Annotated in this window: 12 protein-coding genes; 10 read left to right on the top strand and 2 right to left on the bottom strand. The window is 50.9% G+C overall.

Going from position 1 to position 19,865, the window contains the following annotated elements; all coding sequences use genetic code 11:
• Positions 1 to 14: 14 nt before the first annotated feature.
• From argF to argH, 3 genes are all read left to right on the top strand, one after another.
• Positions 15 to 947 carry an ornithine carbamoyltransferase gene (gene argF / locus AC50X8_RS25480; RefSeq protein ID WP_494861508.1) on the top strand — a complete coding sequence of 311 codons (933 nt, stop codon included), beginning with the start codon at positions 15 to 17 and terminating at the stop codon, positions 945 to 947.
• A 94-nt stretch (positions 948 to 1,041) separates the two neighbouring features.
• A complete protein-coding gene (locus tag AC50X8_RS25475) occupies positions 1,042 to 2,271 on the top strand; it encodes an argininosuccinate synthase (RefSeq protein WP_046229721.1) in 1,230 nt (409 codons plus the stop codon).
• A gap of 97 nt (positions 2,272 to 2,368) precedes the next feature.
• A complete protein-coding gene (gene argH / locus AC50X8_RS25470; protein WP_494882271.1) occupies positions 2,369 to 3,784 on the top strand; it encodes an argininosuccinate lyase in 1,416 nt (471 codons plus the stop codon).
• 121 nt (positions 3,785 to 3,905) lie between these two features.
• Here the strand turns inward: argH and AC50X8_RS25465 are convergent, their stop codons facing one another.
• Positions 3,906 to 5,858, bottom strand: coding sequence for an amidase family protein (locus tag AC50X8_RS25465; protein WP_494882269.1), 1,953 nt, complete (start codon positions 5,856 to 5,858; stop codon positions 3,906 to 3,908).
• Between the two features lie 237 nt (positions 5,859 to 6,095).
• Positions 6,096 to 7,577: a VanW family protein gene (locus AC50X8_RS25460; RefSeq protein WP_494882267.1), complete on the bottom strand. Its 1,482-nt coding sequence runs from the start codon at positions 7,575 to 7,577 to the stop codon at positions 6,096 to 6,098.
• 367 nt (positions 7,578 to 7,944) lie between these two features.
• Between AC50X8_RS25460 and ftsE the strand changes: the two genes are divergently transcribed.
• The 7 genes from ftsE (at position 7,945) to uvrA (ending at position 19,530) form a co-directional block, all read left to right on the top strand.
• Positions 7,945 to 8,631, top strand: a complete 687-nt coding sequence (gene ftsE, locus AC50X8_RS25455) for a cell division ATP-binding protein FtsE (protein WP_046229739.1) — start codon at positions 7,945 to 7,947, stop codon at positions 8,629 to 8,631.
• The gene (ftsX, locus tag AC50X8_RS25450) at positions 8,621 to 9,532 is read left to right on the top strand and encodes a permease-like cell division protein FtsX (protein WP_494882265.1); all 912 of its coding nucleotides are present in this window, start codon (positions 8,621 to 8,623) and stop codon (positions 9,530 to 9,532) included. Before ftsE ends, ftsX begins: the two co-directional genes overlap by 11 nt.
• A 12-nt stretch (positions 9,533 to 9,544) precedes the next feature.
• Positions 9,545 to 10,807, top strand: coding sequence for a murein hydrolase activator EnvC family protein (locus AC50X8_RS25445; protein WP_063892575.1), 1,263 nt, complete (start codon positions 9,545 to 9,547; stop codon positions 10,805 to 10,807).
• A 450-nt stretch (positions 10,808 to 11,257) separates the two neighbouring features.
• A complete protein-coding gene (locus tag AC50X8_RS25440; RefSeq protein WP_494882263.1) occupies positions 11,258 to 12,793 on the top strand; it encodes a S41 family peptidase in 1,536 nt (511 codons plus the stop codon).
• 142 nt (positions 12,794 to 12,935) lie between these two features.
• Positions 12,936 to 14,273, top strand: a complete 1,338-nt coding sequence (locus tag AC50X8_RS25435) for a PDZ domain-containing protein (protein WP_494882261.1) — start codon at positions 12,936 to 12,938, stop codon at positions 14,271 to 14,273.
• Positions 14,274 to 14,607: 334 nt separating this feature from the next.
• Positions 14,608 to 16,605, top strand: a complete 1,998-nt coding sequence (uvrB, locus tag AC50X8_RS25430) for an excinuclease ABC subunit UvrB (RefSeq protein WP_056037112.1) — start codon at positions 14,608 to 14,610, stop codon at positions 16,603 to 16,605.
• A gap of 42 nt (positions 16,606 to 16,647) precedes the next feature.
• Complete coding sequence (gene uvrA / locus AC50X8_RS25425) at positions 16,648 to 19,530, top strand: excinuclease ABC subunit UvrA (protein WP_056036969.1); 2,883 nt, start codon at positions 16,648 to 16,650, stop codon at positions 19,528 to 19,530.
• Positions 19,531 to 19,865 lie beyond the last annotated feature (335 nt).

Raw genomic sequence — 19,865 nt, 5'->3', positions numbered from 1 at the left:
CAGTAAAAGAAGAAATGGCTGCGAGCCTGAAAGGCCGCGATTTTCTCATGCTGGTCGATTATGCGCCAGCGGAAATCCGTTACCTGATCGATCTCGCTATCGAGCTTAAGCAAAAGCTGAAAGCGGGCGAAACGCATCATTTGCTTAAAGGAAAAACACTCGGGATGATTTTTGAAAAATCCTCGACGCGTACGCGCGTATCGTTCGAGACAGGTATTTACCAGCTCGGCGGTCACGGATTGTTCCTTAGCGGCAATGATTTGCAAATCGGGCGCGGCGAGTCCATTTGGGATACGGCACAGACGCTTTCCCGCTATTTGGACGGCATTATGATTCGTACATTCGCTCATCGCAAAGTAGTGGAGCTGGCGCGCGGTGCAACGATTCCGGTTATTAACGGCTTGACCGACCTTTCACATCCTTGTCAGGCGCTGGCCGACTACCAGACTATTCTGGAGCATAAAGGCAAGCTGGAAGGGCTGAAAGTAGCTTACATCGGCGATGGCAACAACATGGTTCACTCCCTGCTGATGGGAGCGGCTAAGCTGGGCATCGACATGTCGGTAGCTACTCCGGAAGGCTACGAGCCGGATGCGGACATCGTGCAGCAAACGAAGGATCATGCAGCTGAGACGGGCTCGCGCATTCATGTATGCCGCGATCCTAGAGAAGCTATTGAAGGCGCTGACGTCGTTTATACGGATGTTTGGGCGAGCATGGGACAAGAAGCGGAGCAGAAGGAACGCGAGCTTGCTTTTGCCGCTTATCAAGTGAATGAAGCCTTGACTGCACATGCCAAGAAGGACTTTTTGTTCATGCACTGCCTGCCTGCACATCGCGGCGAGGAAGTGAGCGAGGGCGTCATTGACGGCGACCACTCGATCATTTTTGACCAGGCGGAAAATCGTCTTCATGCTCAAAAGGCCATCATGGCCGCCATTATGTAATAAAGCTTAACTCGGCGTTATTCGGCTTGCCACCCGCATAGCGGGATATTCGCCGAGATTATTCATATTGATTTTAAGGAGTGCGACAATAACAATGGCTAAGGAAAAAATCGTATTGGCATATTCGGGCGGTCTGGACACGTCCGTTATTCTCAAATGGCTGAAAGAAACGTATGATGCGGAAATTATCGCATTCACAGCAGACATCGGACAAAAGGATGAGCTGGACGGACTGGAAGCAAAAGCGCTTGCGACTGGCGCTTCGAAAGTTTATATCGACGATCTGCGCGATGAGTTCGCGTCTGATTTTATTTTCCCTATGTTCCAAGCTGGCGCTTTCTATGAAGGTCAATACCTGCTGGGAACCTCAATTGCCCGCCCGCTAATCGCGAAGCGTATGGTTGATATTGCCCGCGCTGAAGGTGCGACTATTATCGCTCACGGCGCGACTGGCAAAGGGAACGACCAAGTTCGTTTTGAGCTCGGCGTTGCTGCGCTTGCTCCTGATATTAAAGTGATTGCGCCTTGGCGTGAAGAGCAGTTCCGTGAAGAGTTCCCGGGACGCGCGGAAATGATCGCTTATGCGGAGAAGCACAACATTCCAGTTCAAGCTTCGGCAGCCAAGCCCTATTCCACTGACCGCAACCTGCTGCACATCAGCTTTGAGAGCGGAATGCTGGAAGATCCTTGGTTCGACCCTAGCTCCGATGAGAACAAAGATATGTTCGTGCTCAGCGTAGCGCCGGAAGATGCGCCGGATCAATCCGAATACGTGGAGTTGTCCTTTGAAGCGGGCAACTGTACGGCGATTAACGGCGAGTCGCTTACTCCGCTGCAAGTCATGGACAAGCTTAATGACTTGGGTGGCAAGCACGGTATTGGCCGCGTGGATATGGTCGAGAACCGCTTTGTCGGCATGAAGAGCCGTGGTGTGTATGAGACGCCGGGCGGCACGATCCTGTTCAGCGCCCACCGCAAAATGGAGTCGCTCACGATGGACCGTGAAGTCATGAATCTGCGTGATTCCCTCATTGCAAAATACAGCCAGCTTGTATATAACGGCTTCTGGTTTGCGCCTGAGCGTCTTGCGCTGCAAGCACTTGTGCTGGAATCCCAGAAAAACGTGACTGGTACTGTACGCCTGAAGCTGTACAAAGGCAATATCATCGGCGCTGGCGTACAAAGCCCTGTGAGCTTGTACAATCCAGAAATCGCTACGATGGAAGCTGATCCGACACAAGCCTATGATCAAGGCGATGCTACAGGCTTTATCCGCCTGAACGCGCTGCGTTTGAAAGTCGGAACGAAATACAGCGGTAAATAAAAATAAGTGTACGTCATTTATTAATAGATGCCGGAAGCAAAGGAGAGGCCGCTGCATGCAGCGGCCCCGCGCCTTTTCCGGGAGGGAGTGCGATAACGTGAGCAAGTTATGGGGCGGCAGATTTACGAAGAAGACCGATCAGCTGGTGGAGGAATATACAGCATCCATCCTGTTCGACAAGGAACTGGCGGAAGAAGATATTCAAGGCAGCTTGGCTCATGTAACGATGCTGGGCAAGCAGGGCATTTTGCCAGATAAAGATGTGGAGACGATTCAGGACGGCCTGCACCGCGTCTTGCAGCGCATTAAGCGCAATGATCTGGAGTTTTCGGTGTCCGACGAAGATATTCATATGAATATCGAGAAAACGCTCATTGACGACATTGGCTCGGTAGGCGGCAAGCTGCACACCGGACGCAGCCGTAATGACCAGGTTTCGACCGATATGCATCTCTATTTGCGCAAGCGTGTTGTTGAGTTTGTGGATTTGCTGCAAAAGCTGCAATCGTCGCTCGTAGAGCAGGCGAAAGCGAATACGGCTACAATCGTGCCGGGCTACACGCATTTGCAGCGTGCCCAGCCGATTTTGTTCGCCCATCATCTGATGGCTTACGTAGCGATGTTCGGACGCGACATTGAGCGCCTGCAAGACAGCTACAAACGCATTAATATGCTGCCGCTAGGCGCAGGCGCGCTTGCGGGAACGACGTTCCCAATCGACCGCCATTTTGTAGCGAGCCAGCTGAAATTTGATCGTGTTTATGAAAATAGTCTGGATGCAGTCAGCGACCGCGACTTTATTTTGGAATTTCTCTCCCATGCTTCGATCATTATGATGCATCTGTCGCGTCTGAGCGAAGAGCTAATCCTGTGGTCCAGCACAGAGTTCAATTTCGTCGAGCTGGATGATGCTTTCTGCACAGGCAGCAGCATTATGCCGCAGAAGAAAAATCCGGATGTGCCTGAATTGGTTCGCGGCAAAACAGGCCGTGTCTATGGCAACCTGGTTGGCCTGCTGACGGTTTTAAAATCGCTTCCGCTGGCGTACAACAAGGATATGCAGGAAGACAAGGAAGGCATGTTTGATACAGTTCGCACGCTGCAAGGCGCGCTGCAGCTGTTCGCGCCGATGATTGCGACGATGAAGGTCAACAAAGACCGGATGCGCCAAGCGGTCAATCAGGATTTCTCCAATGCGACGGATATTGCCGATTTCCTCGTAGGCAAAGGGCTGCCTTTCCGCCAAGCGCATGAAGTTATTGGCAAAACGGTGCTTTATTGCATCGAGCAGGGCAAATACTTGCTAGATCTGAAGCTGGAGGAATTCAAGCAATTTTCCGAGCTGTTTGATGATCGCATTTATGCGGTGCTCCAGCCGGAGCAGGTTGTCGATGCCCGCAACGTCTATGGCGGCACAGCGACTGTACAGGTTGAAGCAGCTATTGGCCGTGCCGATGAGGACCTGCTGAAGGTAGCTGCATGGGTAACGGAATACGCTGAGCGCAGCCGTTAAGCTATGCTTAGGGTTTAAAATCAAAAATCTCCAAACCCGCCGTAAAGGTGGGTTTGGAGATTTTTTTGCTTTCTCGCGTGAGCTTGTGATCATTGTAATCGCAAGTGTAGGTGCTTCTCCTTTAAGGGGCAAGTACAGGAGCGACGCGATGCTTCGTCCCTTGCTCGTATGAGTAAGCCAGCTTGATCAGTGTCGGCTCGCTGTATTCGCGGCCGAGGAATTCAATGCTCGCTCCGAGCCCTTCAGCTGTGTAGCCGGCAGGCACGGTAATGGCTGGGAACCCGGAGAACGGGCTGAGGCGATTGTTGCCGCCTGCATTTTGCGCTTCGCCAATCAATGCAGCTGTTTGCGTAGTGGATGGATAGACAATCGCATCCAGCTTATTGTCAGCCATCACCTTCAGCAGCGCGTCTTTTGTCGTTTTGGTACGGAACAGCACGATGTCCTTGTAATCCTCTGTATTCAGCGATTGCCGGGCATCACGTGTTTTGAGCGAAGCTTCCATCGATTTGTCGAATTGGCCGGAAGCGATAATTTCAGTAAGCGAGTGGTAAGGGGCTTTGGAGCCCAGCTCTGCCAAATATTCATTCAGCTGGAATTTGAATTCATAGCCGCTGAGGCTTGGGTAAGCCATAATTTCCTTCAGGTTCGGAATGGTAACATCGACAGTTACCGCACCTAGTTTAGCTAAGTCTTTAACAGCTGCTTGTACCACTTCAGTGGTCGGCTGCTCCGCTTCTGTAGTACCGAATAGCTCTGTCGCCACTCCGATGCGTGCGCCCTTTAAGCCTTTTGCGTCCAGATAGCTCGTGTAGCTGCTTGGAATGTGGCTAATGCTTCCTGCTGTCGCTACGTCGTCAGGGTCATAACCGACCGTTGCATCGAGTACGATGGCTGCATCCGTTACGGTGCGGGTCATAGGTCCGCCTACGTCCTGCGACAGGGCGAGCGGAATGATGCCGTCGCGGCTGGAGAGGCCGATTGTTGGGCGAATGCCGACCAGACTGTTATAGGTCGATGGGATGCGGATGGAGCCGCCTGTATCGGTGCCCATGCCGATGACGCCGAAGTTTGCTGCAATGGCAGCGCCTGTGCCGCCGCTGGAGCCGCCGGGGTAGTGGTCAAGCGCATAAGGGTTCAAGGTTTGGCCGCCTAAGGAGCTGCTCGTTGTAATGCCGAATGCAAACTCATGCAAGTTGGCTTTGGCTAAAATAATGGCGCCAGCTGCCTTAAGCTTGGCAACCTGATCGGCATCCTCAGAAGGAATGGAATCCTTTAGGCACAGACAGCCTGCCGTCGTAGGCATATCATTCGTGTCATAGTTGTCCTTCACGATGACGGGAATGCCGTGCAGCGGGCCGCGAATGCCAGAGGCTGCGCGTTCTTTATCCAGCTCCTCGGCCATTTCGAGCGCCTTTGGATTAATCGTCAAAATCGCATTCAGCTTAATGCCTTGATCATCGTATTTCTCGATGCGATCCAAATATTGCTGAACCAGCTCTTTGTAGGTGAGCTTGCCTTGGCCGACAGCCTGCTGAATGCTGGCAATCGTCGCTTCCGGCAGCAGGAATGGCATGCTGTAATTATAAATGCGATAGGCAAGTGCATAGGCGCCCGCATAAGTCAGCGATTGGTTTGGTGCAAAATGGGATTGGTTCACGCCAAGCATCAGCTTCGCTTCCATAACTGCTCCTACTGATGAAGCATAGGATGCTTTATCCGGCACATCTTTATATGGCTCGGCAGCTGGGGACAAATGCAGTCCCTTTGCAATCATAACTGCAGCATCCTTGCGAGTGATGGTCGCCCCTTTCGCCGCAGCTGTAAACGTAGCGTCTCCGCCTGCGAGCTTGGCGCTTTGATCAAACAGTTTTTTCAGCTCCGCAGCTGGGATGAGCTTATCAGGGGAAATGCTGGCATCCCCCAGCTTAAGCTCTATCGCTTTCGTAGCTTCTCCTTGATAGACAGCTGCTGCCGCAGCAGCGGTAGAGGCTGTTAGAGGCCCTGTGAGCAGCAATGCGCCGGCAAGCAAAGCAGCACTGTGTTTTTTCCATGATGAAAGAAGATTTGGCATCTTTAAACTCCCTCTCTAATATGTAATGTAACCTAACATTAATAAAAGAGTATAGTAGGGGGCTTAGAGAGCGCAAGTCTTGAAAACCATCCAAGTAAGCGATTGAATAAGTATATTTCTAACTATATCGACTATTTAATCTCGTTATCTCATTATGTTAATAATAATGACATTATTTATAACTAAGAACCTATTTGCATTATGTCTATGTTACATTTTCCGGGCATGAAATGAACACTAGCTAATGCCATCTTCAAGCAGCGGCCCTGTCGGTGTGCCCGATCCATTTGGTGTACTCGGTGCGTTTGGAGCCGGATCGAGTTGTGGTGCTGGTGCTTGATCGGTGCCCCCTGCTTTCCCCGTGCCAATATGAATGACAGTAGGCTGGGCACGGTAAGTGTCGCGCGAAATGCGTTCCTTAATTGGAGGTTTGCCATTTTCCAGCGTCACTCTGAATGTGTCGACGACATAGCCGTTTCGTCCTGGAGCAATCACCTTGCGTGTGCCAGCTGGCAGCGCAGGGTCTTGAAGCTGCTGCACCTCTGGAGACAAAGTGCCGACGGTAACCGATTCAATGCGGTATTGGACATCCTCGGACATTTTTCCGAACAGTTTGATTGTCAGCTTGCGGCCCGCAGATGTTGCGCGAATGACGATGTACTTGTCCGTTGAATTGCGAAATCGAAAGTTTATGGCGCCGTCGGCATAGGTAGCGTCTTGTCCAACGGGCAAATAAGAGACGGGCAGCGAGTGGTTGCGTCTTTCGACAATTTCAAGGCCTGCGCGCAGTGCGGCGTTGTAAAGTGTGCTGGACACTTGGCAGATGCCGCCGCCGATACCGGGAACAAGCTTGCCGTTCAAGATGACGGGAGCTTCCCGAAAGCCGTATTTTTCCTCAACCCTGCGAATGACTTTGCTGTAATCAAAAATTTCGCCCGGAGCCAGCAGCCAGTTGTCGAGAGCCGCCGCCGTTGAGGCGACATTATAGGCGCGGCCCTCGGCGCTTGCAGCAAAGTCGGTCGTGAATGACATCAGTTTGCGCTCAACCCCTTGCGCCTTAAGCTGCTCGAGCGTGACGGAAGGAGACAGGGTAAGGATAGGAAGCTCAGTGTTATATGCCGCTTGCTCCGCAGGGGATTTAGCATCGGCGGCGAGCCAAAGCCAGCTCTTCACGTCAGCGGATAGTCGGCTCATTTCAATACGGTATGCTTCTGCTTCCGGCTCATAAAAAATTTCATCCTGGTCCGTAATAATACGAGCAGCGTCCTTGGGCTCATTTTGCTCCAGCCAGCCCCACTGCTGGCGAATAAGCTTTTCGAACAAAGCTTGATCAAACGTCTGCGCAAGCTCAAAGTTTCGCGGAAAATGATAGCGGTATTTCACTGCTTCCCATAACTCTCCTTTGCCAAGCTGCTGCAAAGCCCTGCGCACCTCGGAGGTATCGGCCTTGTAGCCAAACGCTTCGGCCTTCCACGTGCGCCTGTCCGAGCCGGCATTGCCGGTAGCGACCGTCAGTTCACGCGCTCCAAGCGCCTGCTCATAGTCATTCAGCAGTTTAATCGCTTCTGGAATAGGCAGCCCGCCAATATTCAGCCCTCCCGCCGTTACGCCTGCCGGCACGGTGCGCTGCTCGGCATAATACGTGAGTCCACCTGAGCTGACGGACGCTACAAGCAGCAGGGCAAATACAAAAATGCTGATGAGATGCAATTTTTTCAATGGGACAATCCCCCTTCCTTCGGGTCAAGCAAAAATGACTTCGTCGTCCTTCTGGGACGAGCGAAGAGCTTTGCCCTAGAATTCTAAGCGGATAAAAGATGAAACTTTTAAATTCTTAGAATTCAAGGTGAAACGGCTTTCGCCGTCCTTTGGCGGCGCAGCTCGTTTCACTCCGAGAAATATAAGCCCATTTATAAGTGCGTAACTTATAAATTCTTATATTTCAAAAGTGACTCTGTTATGTATATGCAAGCAGCTAGAATGAATATGAGAATTGTGAAAAATGAGGAAAGAAACCGTCGAAAAGAAAGGATTTACCACGTCATTGTCGAATTACTAATGCTGACTAAAAACAGGATGTGATAACGTGATTGAAATGCAAGACATTTGGAAGACTTACGTCGACGGTACTCATGCACTGCGAGGGGTGTCCGTACGCATAGATCGCAATGAATTTGTGTATTTGGTAGGGCCTTCCGGGGCAGGGAAATCAACCTTCATGAAGCTGATCTATCGCGAGGAAGTGCCTACGAAAGGGCAGCTTTCCGTAAATGGTTTTAATATAGGCAAGCTGAAGCCGCGCAAAATTCCATTTGTACGGCGGAACATAGGCGTTATTTTTCAAGATTTTAGATTGCTTCCGAAGCTGACCGTGTTTGAAAATGTCGCTTTTGCGATGGAGGTTATCGAAGCTCCCAAGCGGATTATCAAAAAAAGGACGATGGAGGTTCTCGATCTCGTCGGCCTCAAGCATAAGCATGCCAGCCTGCCGGCCCAGCTTTCAGGGGGAGAGCAGCAGCGTGTGTCGATTGCCCGGGCAATAGTGAATAACCCGTCGGTTATTGTAGCGGACGAGCCTACCGGCAATTTGGACCCGGAGACGTCCATGGAAATTATGGCTTTGCTGGAGGAAATCAACTTTCGCGGCTCGACCATCGTCATGGCGACGCATAACCGCGATATAGTAAACAGCTTGCGCAAGCGTGTCATCGCAATCGAGAATGGCTTGGTCGTTCGGGATGAGGCGAGAGGGGAGTACGGTTATGAAATTTAGAACCCTGCTCCGCCACCTTAGAGAAGGCTGTAAAAATATTATTCGCAACGGCTGGATGTCGTTTGCTTCCATTAGCTCGATTTTTATTTCGTTGTTTTTGCTCGGGGCTTTTATGCTGCTGGCGCTGAATGTCAACAATTTTGCCTCCTCGGTGGAGAGCAAGGTGGAAATTCGCGTATTTCTGCAGCTGGATATAGACAAGGCGAAGATGAAAGAGGTCGAGAATAAAATTCTCGCCCTTTCTGAAGTGAAGCAAGTTACGCTGGTTACGAAGGAAGAGGGACTTGAGGAGCTTCGCAAAAACTTGAGCGACGAAGGCTTGCTTGACGGCTATGATGATGCGAGCAATCCGCTGCCGGACTCTTTTACGGTAGAAGTATTTAAACCTCAGTCTGTCAGTATTGCAGCTGCGCAGATCGAGGCACTTAACACAGGCGATGAAACAGCGCCTATTACGAGCGTGAAATATGGGGAAGGCAAAATCGAAACGCTGTTCAAAATTACGAATGCGGTACGTACCATTGGCCTCGTGATCGTGCTTGCGCTTACGGTAACCGCTATGTTCCTCATTTCCAACACGATTAAAGTGACGATTGTTGCTCGGCGCCGGGAAATTGGCATTATGAAATTGGTAGGCGCGACGAATGCGTTTATCCGCTGGCCGTTTTTTATTGAAGGTGCGCTTATTGGCATGATTGCTTCGATATTGACGACGGTTGTGCTGCTCATCAGCTACGCACAGTTTGTTACATTGACGCAGGAGGGACTTGGGCTGATGATGCTTAGTCTCGTATCGGTTCAGGAAGTAGGACTTCAAATTAGCGGTGTATTGATTGGACTTGGCACCTTGATCGGCATATGGGGCAGTACGATATCCATTCGAAAATATTTGAAAGTGTAGGTGGAAGCGTCGGTGAAGAGAAGAAATCTAATCGTTCTTATGGTGATAATGACGGTATTGCTTGTACAGCCACTGAGCAGTAGTGCCGCATCGCTGGACAGCATTAATAAGCAGCTTTCGGATGCCAAGAAGGCCATTGACAAGGCACAGAAGGAAGCTGACGCGACAGAGCAGCAAAAGACGGAAGTATCGACACTCAAATCTGATGTACAAGCTTCTATCAAAGCCGTATTGGCACAGCTGGATGCTGTTGTAGTCAATATGAATAATACGCAAGCAAAGGTTGATCAAACGGAGTCGGAGCTGCAACAGGCTGGCGCGGAGCTGGTAGAAGCGGAAGGCCGTGTCAAAACACGCGACATTCTGATTCAGCAGCGTCTGCGGCTTATGTATGAGAACGGCTCGGTGTCGTATCTTGACGTTTTGCTGAATGCGAGCAGCTTTTCCGATTTTATCGACCGCTTCGATTCGCTTCAGCTGATTTTAAGCCAGGATCGCAGCATTTTAGAGCAAAACAAGGTTGATCAGGCGCTGGTTGAGGAGAAAAAAGCTGAGGTCGAGCACAAGCTTGAAGAAGTCAAAACGATGTACACCAAGCTGCAAAACTACCAAAGCGATCTAGCGAAAAAAGAAGCCGAGAAAAACAAGCTCGTTGCTGAATATGATCATCAGCTTGAGGATCTCGAAGATATAAGCGCAGAGCAGGAAGCGCTAATGATTGAATTTGCACAGAAGGTATCCGAGCTGGAAGCCGAGAAGGTGGCGAAGCTGGAAGCGGAAAGAATCGCGAGGGAAAAAGCTGCTGCAGCTGCGGCGGCGGCTGCGGGTAAGGGCAATGGCAGCAGCGGAGGCGGAAGCGGCGGTACGGTCTATACGGGCGGTAAGCTGGGCATGCCTATTTTTGACTCTTATCGTGTCAGCTCGGGCTATGGCTATCGGATTCACCCGATTACGGGTGCCAAGAAGCTCCATACCGGCATCGATTTTGCAGCTCCGCAGGGAACGGCTATTCATGCAGCGGAAAGCGGCGTTGTTATTATGGCGCAGCGCTGGAGCGGTTATGGCAATGCCGTCATTATCGACCATGGCGGCGGCATGTGGACGCTGTATGGCCATATTCGCGAAGGCGGCATTAAAGTAAGCAAAGGCGACAGTGTTACAAAAGGCCAAAAAATTGCCGAGGTTGGCAGTACGGGCAATTCCACCGGACCGCATTTGCATTTTGAGGTGCGTATTAACGGGACAACAACCGATCCAAGCAGCTATTTAAAATAGGACGATCAGCAACAAGCGGCAGCCTTCGGGCTGCCCTTGTTCGAAATACAAGCAATTATACATGACTTTATAATAAGTCAGCTTCTATTTCTGCTTCTGCGTGAAACGAGCGTTGCCGTCAAAGGATGGCAGCGCCGTTTACGCTTGAAATATAAGCATTTATAAGTTACCCACTTATAATGGGCTTATATTTCAACGCGAAACGGTAGCTTGGCCGCCAGAGGACGGCGACAGCCGTTTACGCTTGAAATATAGAGAAAGGATATTCTAACGCTATCCATTCTCTATAGTTCTCGGAATGAAAAATATGGAATGAGCAGGTCGCTGGTCGGACGCAAATAAATGGACAGAACTTGTCATATACTAGGGCGTGTCCTCCAAGCGGGAAGGCATGAACCGAAGTAGGTTCTATTTAATGCTGTGGTCAAACGAGAAGGTGGTGTCCTGAATATGCAGTTTAGAGGCCGTACAGTCATTGCTTTTGTAATGATTACGATGCTCGCTTCTGTTCTGGTCACGCTTGTAGTGGCTCGCGATCTTGTCGTGAGCAGCTACCAGGCGTCAGGCTCCGCTCCGGCAGCTGCCGAAACTAGCGGGCAACATGATCTGAATGAAGCCGAGATTGACAAAATGAATGCGGTGCTTGATTTGATTGAAACCAAATATGTGAAGAAGACGGATCGTGAAGAGCTGGTAGACGGCGCAGTCAAAGGCATGCTGGAATCGCTGGATGATCCTTACTCCGTTTATATGGAGAAGACGTCAGCGCAGCATTTTTCCGAATCCATCGAAGGATCTTTCACAGGTATTGGTGCGGAAGTGACGCTGCAAAACGGCAAGCTCGTCGTCGTATCCCCGATCAAAGGCTCTCCTGCCGAACGGGCGGGACTGCTGGCGAAGGATGTCGTCATTTCGGTCAATGGAGAGAAGCTGGAGGGTCTTGGGTTGAATGAGGCCGTAGACAAAATTCGTGGCCCGAAAGGGACGAAGGCCAAGCTGCAGATCCAGCGGGTGGGCACAAGCGAATCGATCCAGCTGATTTTAATACGGGATGATATTGATGTGGAAACCGTATATGCCCATTTGTCCGATGACCGGATTGGCGTCATTGAAATCCGTCAGTTTTCGCTCAATACGGCCGAACGCTTCAAGGAAGAGCTTGCCCGTCTGGAGCAGGAAGCGAAGCAGCAGGCAGCAGGGCAGGCACAGGTACAGTCTGGTGCCCAGGTCAGCGAAGGAGCAGGCGATAAGGGACGGCAAGGGCTTAAGGGCCTCGTAATTGACGTCCGCAATAACCCTGGCGGCGTATTGCCGGTCGTTGTAGAAATTGCCGAGCAGTTTATTGCGAAGGGCAGTGCGATTGTTCAGGTGGAGGATCGCGACGGCAAGCGGGAGAAGACGTTGTCCAAGGGCAGCCGCAAAGCTTATCCGGTCGCCGTAGTCATGAACAAAGGCAGCGCCAGCGCCTCAGAAATATTGGCTGGTGCGCTGGGCGAGGAAGCCGGTGCGATACTGGTCGGTGAGACGACGTTCGGCAAAGGAACGGTACAGGTGAGCTACAATAAAGCGCTGGGCGATGGCAGTCTTGTGAAAATGACGATTGCCAAGTGGCTGACGCCAGAAGGCATCTGGATTCATGAGAAGGGCGTTGAGCCGACCGTGGCCGTAGCCCCGCCTTCGCTTTACACCGTTGCGCGGCTGACGATAACCGAAACGCTGAAGCGCGATATGAACAATGAGCAAATTCGCAGTGCGCAAATTATGCTTAAAGGGCTTGGGTATGAGCCGAAGCGCGATGATGGTTATTTCAATGAGGAAACCGTGCAAGCCGTTAAGCAATTTCAGCGAAACTCAAGTCTTCCGGTGACGGGAGAACTGGACAAGTCAACAGCCACAGCATTGGAGAAGGCGGTTATTGCATGGATTAAAGACAAGAACAACGATGTGCAGCTTCGGGAAGCGATTGAACGGGTAGGCAGGAAATAACGCCTCGTTGTCGAATCCATTACAAGGTTGACTCTGTCTTCGGAGTCAGCCTTTTCTTTTGAATCGGCAGCAGGTGTGAGACGAGAAAATGCCGCAAAGGCGGCTTGAGGAATAAGTTGGTAAAAATGAAGGAGTGTATGCGGTGAATCAGGCTCTTGCTTTGTTGCAGCAATTCCAGCTGGCGTTGCTTCAACTGCTGGTACAACCTTTTTATTATGTGGCTATTTTATTTATTTTGCTCCAATACACAAAGCAGATTAAGCTTGAACGGCAATTGTTCGCCGTCAAGCTGCATATATGGCCCCGGCTGCTTGGCCGGGCAATCGTCACAGGCTTGCTGGTAGGACTAGCTGTATCCCTTGTAGGCGCGTTTATTGGCGTTGCAGTTACCCAGCAATCAGTGATGTGGTTATGGGGCGTCTCAGCGCTGCTCATGCTGTTTCGCATCCGTTATTTATGCTTCGCTTATGCTGCCGGCGTACTTGGCATGCTGCAGTGGATCGTTGGGTTTACGCCGCTGGCTTCGGGCGAAGGCATAGCCAGTCAAGCTGCAGCTTCACTCGCCGCCATGGATATGACGGGGTTGTTCATGCTGGTAGCTCTGCTGCACTTGGCAGAGGCGCTGCTTGTGCGAAATCAGGGCGGCAAGCTGGCGACGCCACTGTTCCTCTCGGGCAAGAGAGGGAAAATTGTCGGCGGCTACATGCTGCAAAGCTTTTGGCCGGTGCCTTTGCTGCTGCTCGTTCCTGTTGGTGGAGGTGCAGGCACTGGCGCTGCAACAGCAGCATTGCCGTGGACGCCGCTGCTCGGTGCAGACTGGTCGCAGGGCTGGACGATTGCCGCGCTGCCGATGATTATCGGCTTTAGCGAATTGACACGCTCGATGCTGCCTGAGGAGAAGGCCAGACACGCCGCGAAAGGCTTGCTGCTTTACAGCGTCGCACTCGCAGCAGCAGCTTTGCTGGCTTGGTGGCTGCCCGTGCTGCTGCCAATTGCCGCGCTCTGCTCGCTGCTGCTCCATGAAGCGATCATTTGGCGCAGCCGCAGGCTGGAAAATGCCAGCAGCCCGCTATTCGTCCATGACCAGCGCGGCTTGCGCTTGCTAGGCATTTTGCCGCAAACGCCGGCTGAGGCCCTGGGGCTTCAAGCTGGAGAAATTATTTCCAAGGTTAATGGTGTTCGCGTGCATTCGAAGGCTGATCTGCATGCCGCGCTGCATCTCAACTCGGCTTTCTGCAAGCTGGAAGTGCTGAACTATGCGGGTGAAGTAAAGTTTGTGCAGCGCGCGCGTTATGAAAATGAGCATCATCAGCTCGGAGTTATTTTGGCGCCAGACGAGGATGCGAATTTCTATGCGGCCTCAGGCCCTGCCTCGCTGATTGACTTGTTGAAGCACAAGCGTACGGCGCATCGCCGGGGTTCATCTAAAGTGTCGGCTTCTGAAAATAATGCTGCGTCTGGCGAAAAAACGCCAGTATAGCACAAGCTTCAGTACTACCGTTCTAAATGGCTTTTGTCTAGGCTTGCTTGACAGGCTAATAGCAAATATTGTTCCAAAAGCGTGGTGACAGATTTTTCGATTCTGTCCCTACGCTTTTTATTTGGCCTCATGTAGGGAAATTTAGCTGGTTGCATCGGAGAATGCTTAGAGCTATAATAAACGGGAACACATATTCTTATAAAAGAGTAGATTTGCCTGAATGAAATGGAATTACTTGTAACAGCATGAACAAATTGAGGCTTGCTGCTTCTTTTGCACGATATTGACTATAATGATAGATAGCTGAGGAACGAAGAAGGAGTGGATGGCTGAAGTGAGTAATCTTGCACCGCAAGCCCGTAACTTTGAGATTAAGTCCGACTATACGCCGCAAGGCGACCAGCCGCGTGCTATTAAGCAGCTGGTTGAAGGCGTTGAAGCAGGACAGAGATTTCAAACGCTGCTTGGGGCGACTGGAACGGGAAAGACCTATACGATTGCCAATATGATTGCGCAGGTGAATCGGCCTACGCTCGTTATTGCGCATAACAAGACGCTCGCAGCGCAGCTGTGCAGCGAATTTAAGTCTTTTTTCCCCGATAATGCAGTTGAGTATTTCGTCAGCTATTACGATTATTTTCAGCCGGAAGCTTATATTCCTTCAACCGATACGTATATTGAGAAGGATTCGAGCATCAATGAAGAGATTGATAAGCTGCGCCACTCTTCGACCAGCTCGCTGTTCGAACGCAGAGACGTTATTGTTGTAGCCAGCGTTTCCTGTATCTATGGCTTAGGTTCGCCGAAGGAGTACGGCAGCATGCTGCTGTCGCTGCGCGTAGGGATGGAGAAGCCCCGCGATGCGATTTTGCATAAGCTGGTCGATATTCAATATCAGCGCAACGATATTAACTTTATTCGCGGGACATTCCGTGTCCGCGGCGATATTATAGAGATTTTTCCCGTTGCCAATAATGAGCGGGCGATTAGAATTGAACTGTTCGGCGACGAGATTGAACGGATTACGGAAATTGACGTATTGACCGGCGAGATCGTGGGCGAGCGTGAGCATGTAGCGATTTTTCCAGCGTCTCACTTTGTAACTCATGAGGAGACGATGAAGCTTGCGCTCGTTAATATTGAGCGAGAGCTGGAGGAGCGGCTTGCTGAGCTTAAGGAAGCGGGAAAGCTGCTGGAGGCGCAGCGGCTTGAGCAGCGTACGCGCTATGATATTGAGATGATGAGCGAGATGGGTTTTTGCTCAGGCATCGAGAACTATTCGGGTCCATTGACGTTCCGGGAACGGGGAGCAACGCCTTATACGCTCTTCGATTATTTTCCGGATGACATGCTCATTGTGATTGATGAGTCGCATGTATCGCTGCCGCAGATTCGCGCCATGTACAATGGCGACCGGGCTAGGAAGGAAATGCTCGTCAATCACGGTTTCCGGCTGCCATCGGCGATGGACAATCGGCCGCTTAAGTTCGAGGAGTTTGAGGCGAAGGCTAAGCAGACGATTTATGTCTCTGCTACACCGGGGCCTTTTGAACTGGAGCAATGCCCGACAATGGTAGAGCAAATTATTCGCCCTACCGGCCTGCTTGATCCGATCATTGAGCTTCGGCCAACGAAGGGACAGATCGATGATTTGCTGGGCGAAATTCGCGATCGGGTAGCGAAGGATGAACGGGTATTGGTGACGACGCTGACGAAGAAGATGGCGGAGGATCTAACCGATTATTTTAAGGAAATTGGCGTGAAGGTGCGTTATTTGCACTCGGATATTAAGACGCTGGAGCGGATTGCGATATTGCGCGATCTAAGGCTTGGCGTGTTCCACGTGCTGGTGGGCATTAACCTGCTTCGGGAAGGACTTGATTTGCCCGAAGTATCGCTGGTAGCGATTTTGGATGCGGATAAGGAAGGCTTCCTGCGCTCAGACCGCTCGCTCATTCAAACGATTGGACGCGCGGCACGCAACAGCGAAGGCCGGGTTATCATGTACGGCGATAAGGTGACGGATTCTATGGGCCGTGCGATGAAGGAAACGGAACGTCGGCGGACGATTCAAGAAGCTTTCAACGAGAAGCATGGCATTACGCCGCAGACGATTCGCAAGAAAGTATTGGAAGTGATTGAAGCGACCAAGGTTGCCGAGCAGAAGGCCGATTATTTGGCGGATGCCGGATCTGGCAAGATGTCGAAGAAAGACCGTCAGTCGATGATTAATAGATTGGAAGTTGAAATGAAGGATGCGGCGAAAAACCTGCAATTTGAGCGGGCAGCCGAGCTTCGTGACGCGTTGCTGGAACTGCGTGCAGGATTGTAGAAGCGAAGCAAGAGGATGGACAGGATAGAGGAGGAAATAAGATTGGGTAGCGACAAAATTGTAGTCAAAGGCGCTCGTGCACACAATTTGAAAAATATTGATGTCACCATTCCGCGCGACAAGTTTGTTGTATTAACGGGATTGAGCGGCTCAGGAAAATCGTCCCTTGCATTTGATACGATTTACGCCGAAGGACAGCGCCGTTATGTGGAGTCCTTATCTGCCTATGCCAGACAGTTTCTCGGCCAGATGGAGAAGCCCGATGTGGATTCCATTGAAGGCTTGTCTCCGGCCATTTCGATTGACCAGAAGACGACTAGCCGCAATCCTCGTTCGACTGTAGGTACGGTAACGGAAATTTACGATTACCTACGCTTGCTGTTCGCGCGGATTGGCAAGCCGCATTGTCCGGAGCATGGGATCGAGATTACTTCGCAGACCGTAGGACAAATGGTTGACCGTATTATGGAATATCCCGAGAAGACGAAGCTGCAAATTTTGGCTCCACTCGTATCCGGCCGCAAGGGCGAGCATACGAAGCTGTTTGCCGATATTCAGAAGCAGGGCTTTGTCCGTGTTCGTGTAAATGGCGAGCTGCGCGAGCTCAGTGAGAAGATCGAGCTGGAGAAAAATAAAAAACATAGCATTGAGGTCGTTGTCGACCGCATCGTTGTGAAGGCAGACGTCCACAGCCGCTTGGCTGATTCAATAGAAACGGCGCTTAAATTAGCTGATGGCCGGGTGCTCGTTGACGTAATGGAGAAAGAAGAGCTGTTGTTCAGCTCAAACCTGGCTTGTCCAGTATGCGGCTTTAGCGTAGAGGAGCTCGCGCCGCGGATGTTTTCGTTCAACAGCCCGTTCGGTGCTTGTCCGGATTGCGACGGTTTAGGCGCGAAGATGATCGTCGATCCAGATTTGCTCGTTCCCGATACGAGCAAATCCATTAAAGATGCAGCATTTCTTGCCTGGGCCGGAAGCACATCCAATTATTATCCGCAGTTTTTAAGCTCGGTTTGCGAGCATTATGACATTCCACAGGATGTGCCCGTTTCTGAGCTCAGCGACGAGCAAATGAATAAGCTGCTTTATGGTACGGGCGGAGAACGCGTTCGCTTCCTATATGAAAACGATTTTGGTCATCGTAAAGAGGCTTATGTGCCGTTTGAAGGTATCGTTAACAATTTGGAGCGGCGCTACCGCGAGACGGCGTCTGATTCCATGCGGGAATATATCGAAGCTTATATGAGTGCCAAGCCATGTGGCGGCTGCAAAGGCCAGCGGCTGCGCAAGGAAACACTAGCTGTAACGATTGCCTCCCAGAACATCGCTCACGTCACTTCGCTTTCCATCGGCGATTCGCAGCGTTTCTTCGAAGGATTGGTATTAACGGAGAAGGAACAAACGATTGCCAATCTGATTTTGAAGGAGATCAATAGCCGGCTGGGCTTCCTTGTCAATGTCGGGCTGGAATATTTGGCAATGAACCGTGCGGCTGGGACGTTGTCTGGCGGTGAAGCACAGCGAATTCGATTGGCAACGCAGATCGGTTCGAGCCTGATGGGCGTTCTTTATATTTTGGATGAGCCGAGTATCGGACTTCATCAGCGGGACAATGATCGGCTGATTGAGACGCTTGTGCACATGAGGGATATCGGCAATACGCTTATTGTTGTAGAGCATGATGAGGATACGATGCTGGCGGCTGACTACATTATTGACATTGGCCCTGGTGCGGGCATTCATGGCGGTACCGTTATCGCCGAAGGAACACCAGCGGAGATTATGCACAATGAGCATTCGTTGACAGGCCAATATTTGAGCGGTCGCAAGTTTATTGAGGTACCGCTGGAGCGCCGCGCTGCGGGCGATAAGTGGCTGGAAGTTCGCGGTGCGAAGGAAAATAATTTGCGCGGGGTCAATGTAAAAATTCCGCTTGGCATTTTTACGGCGGTTACTGGCGTATCTGGTTCGGGCAAATCGACCTTCGTCAATGAAATCGTATATAAGACGCTTGCTCGTGATTTGAACCGAGCGAGAACACGTCCAGGACAATATAAGGAAATGCGCGGTATCGAGCATTTGGAGAAGGTCATCGACATTGACCAATCGCCGATTGGCAGAACGCCGCGCTCGAACCCCGCTACGTATACAGGCATGTTTGATGACGTTCGCGACCTTTATGCCTCGACTAATGAGTCCAAGGTACGGGGCTATAAGAAGGGCAGATTCAGCTTTAATGTGAAGGGCGGCCGCTGCGAGGCTTGCCGTGGAGATGGCATTATCAAGATTGAAATGCATTTCCTGCCTGACGTGTACGTTCCTTGTGAAATTTGCAAAGGCAAGCGTTACAATCGCGAAACGCTGGAAGTGAAATATAAAGGCAAGAGCATTGCTGATGTTCTCGAAATGACGATTGAGGATGGCTGCAAGTTTTTTGAAAATATTCCGAGAATCCAGCGCAAATTGCAGACGCTGCTTGATGTAGGCTTAGGCTATATGCGCCTGGGACAACCTGCAACTACATTGTCTGGCGGTGAAGCACAGCGTGTTAAGCTGGCTTCCGAGCTGTATCGCCGGAGTACGGGCAAAACGATGTACATTTTGGATGAGCCGACGACAGGCTTGCATGCTGATGATATTGACCGTCTGCTAATGGTGTTGCACCGCCTTGTTGATTCGGGTGAATCGGTACTCGTCATTGAGCATAATCTGGATGTTATTAAGACAGCTGATTATTTGATCGATTTGGGCCCGGAAGGCGGAAGCGGCGGCGGAATGATCGTGGCAACGGGAACGCCTGAGGAAGTGGCCAAGGTAGACAAGTCCTATACAGGAAAATACCTGAAGCCTATTATGGAGCGTGACCGGGAACGGACTATTCAGCGGCGCGAGACGGAATCTTCCGTTGCGGCAGCATCTAATTAAGCTTAGTATTATGAGGCTAGCCAACCGATGGGGGCTAGCCTTTTTTCTATGTTTGATTTTTCCTCTAGCTACATTTCATGACGGCCGCAGGTTATAAGGTTGGACAAAGCTGGACACCGTATAAGGAGATAGCAGCAAAGCCTCCTGCTAGCGGTTAGTCAGGATGCGGCGTACTTCATGGACAAACGTGACAAAGTTGTTACGAAAACAGATTCGGACTTGCGTCAGACGCATGGAAAAGATAACATATAGGTTAGGATAGGATGAGTATGGCCAAATGGATTTTTTAAAATATAGGAAAGGATATGATGTTTCCATCCTTTCTCTATATTTCT

This window comes from Paenibacillus sp. JT22N15, from assembly GCF_059383755.1.
The sequence above is the reverse complement of the archived record's forward strand: the minus strand, read 5'-3'. Positions and strand labels throughout refer to the sequence as shown.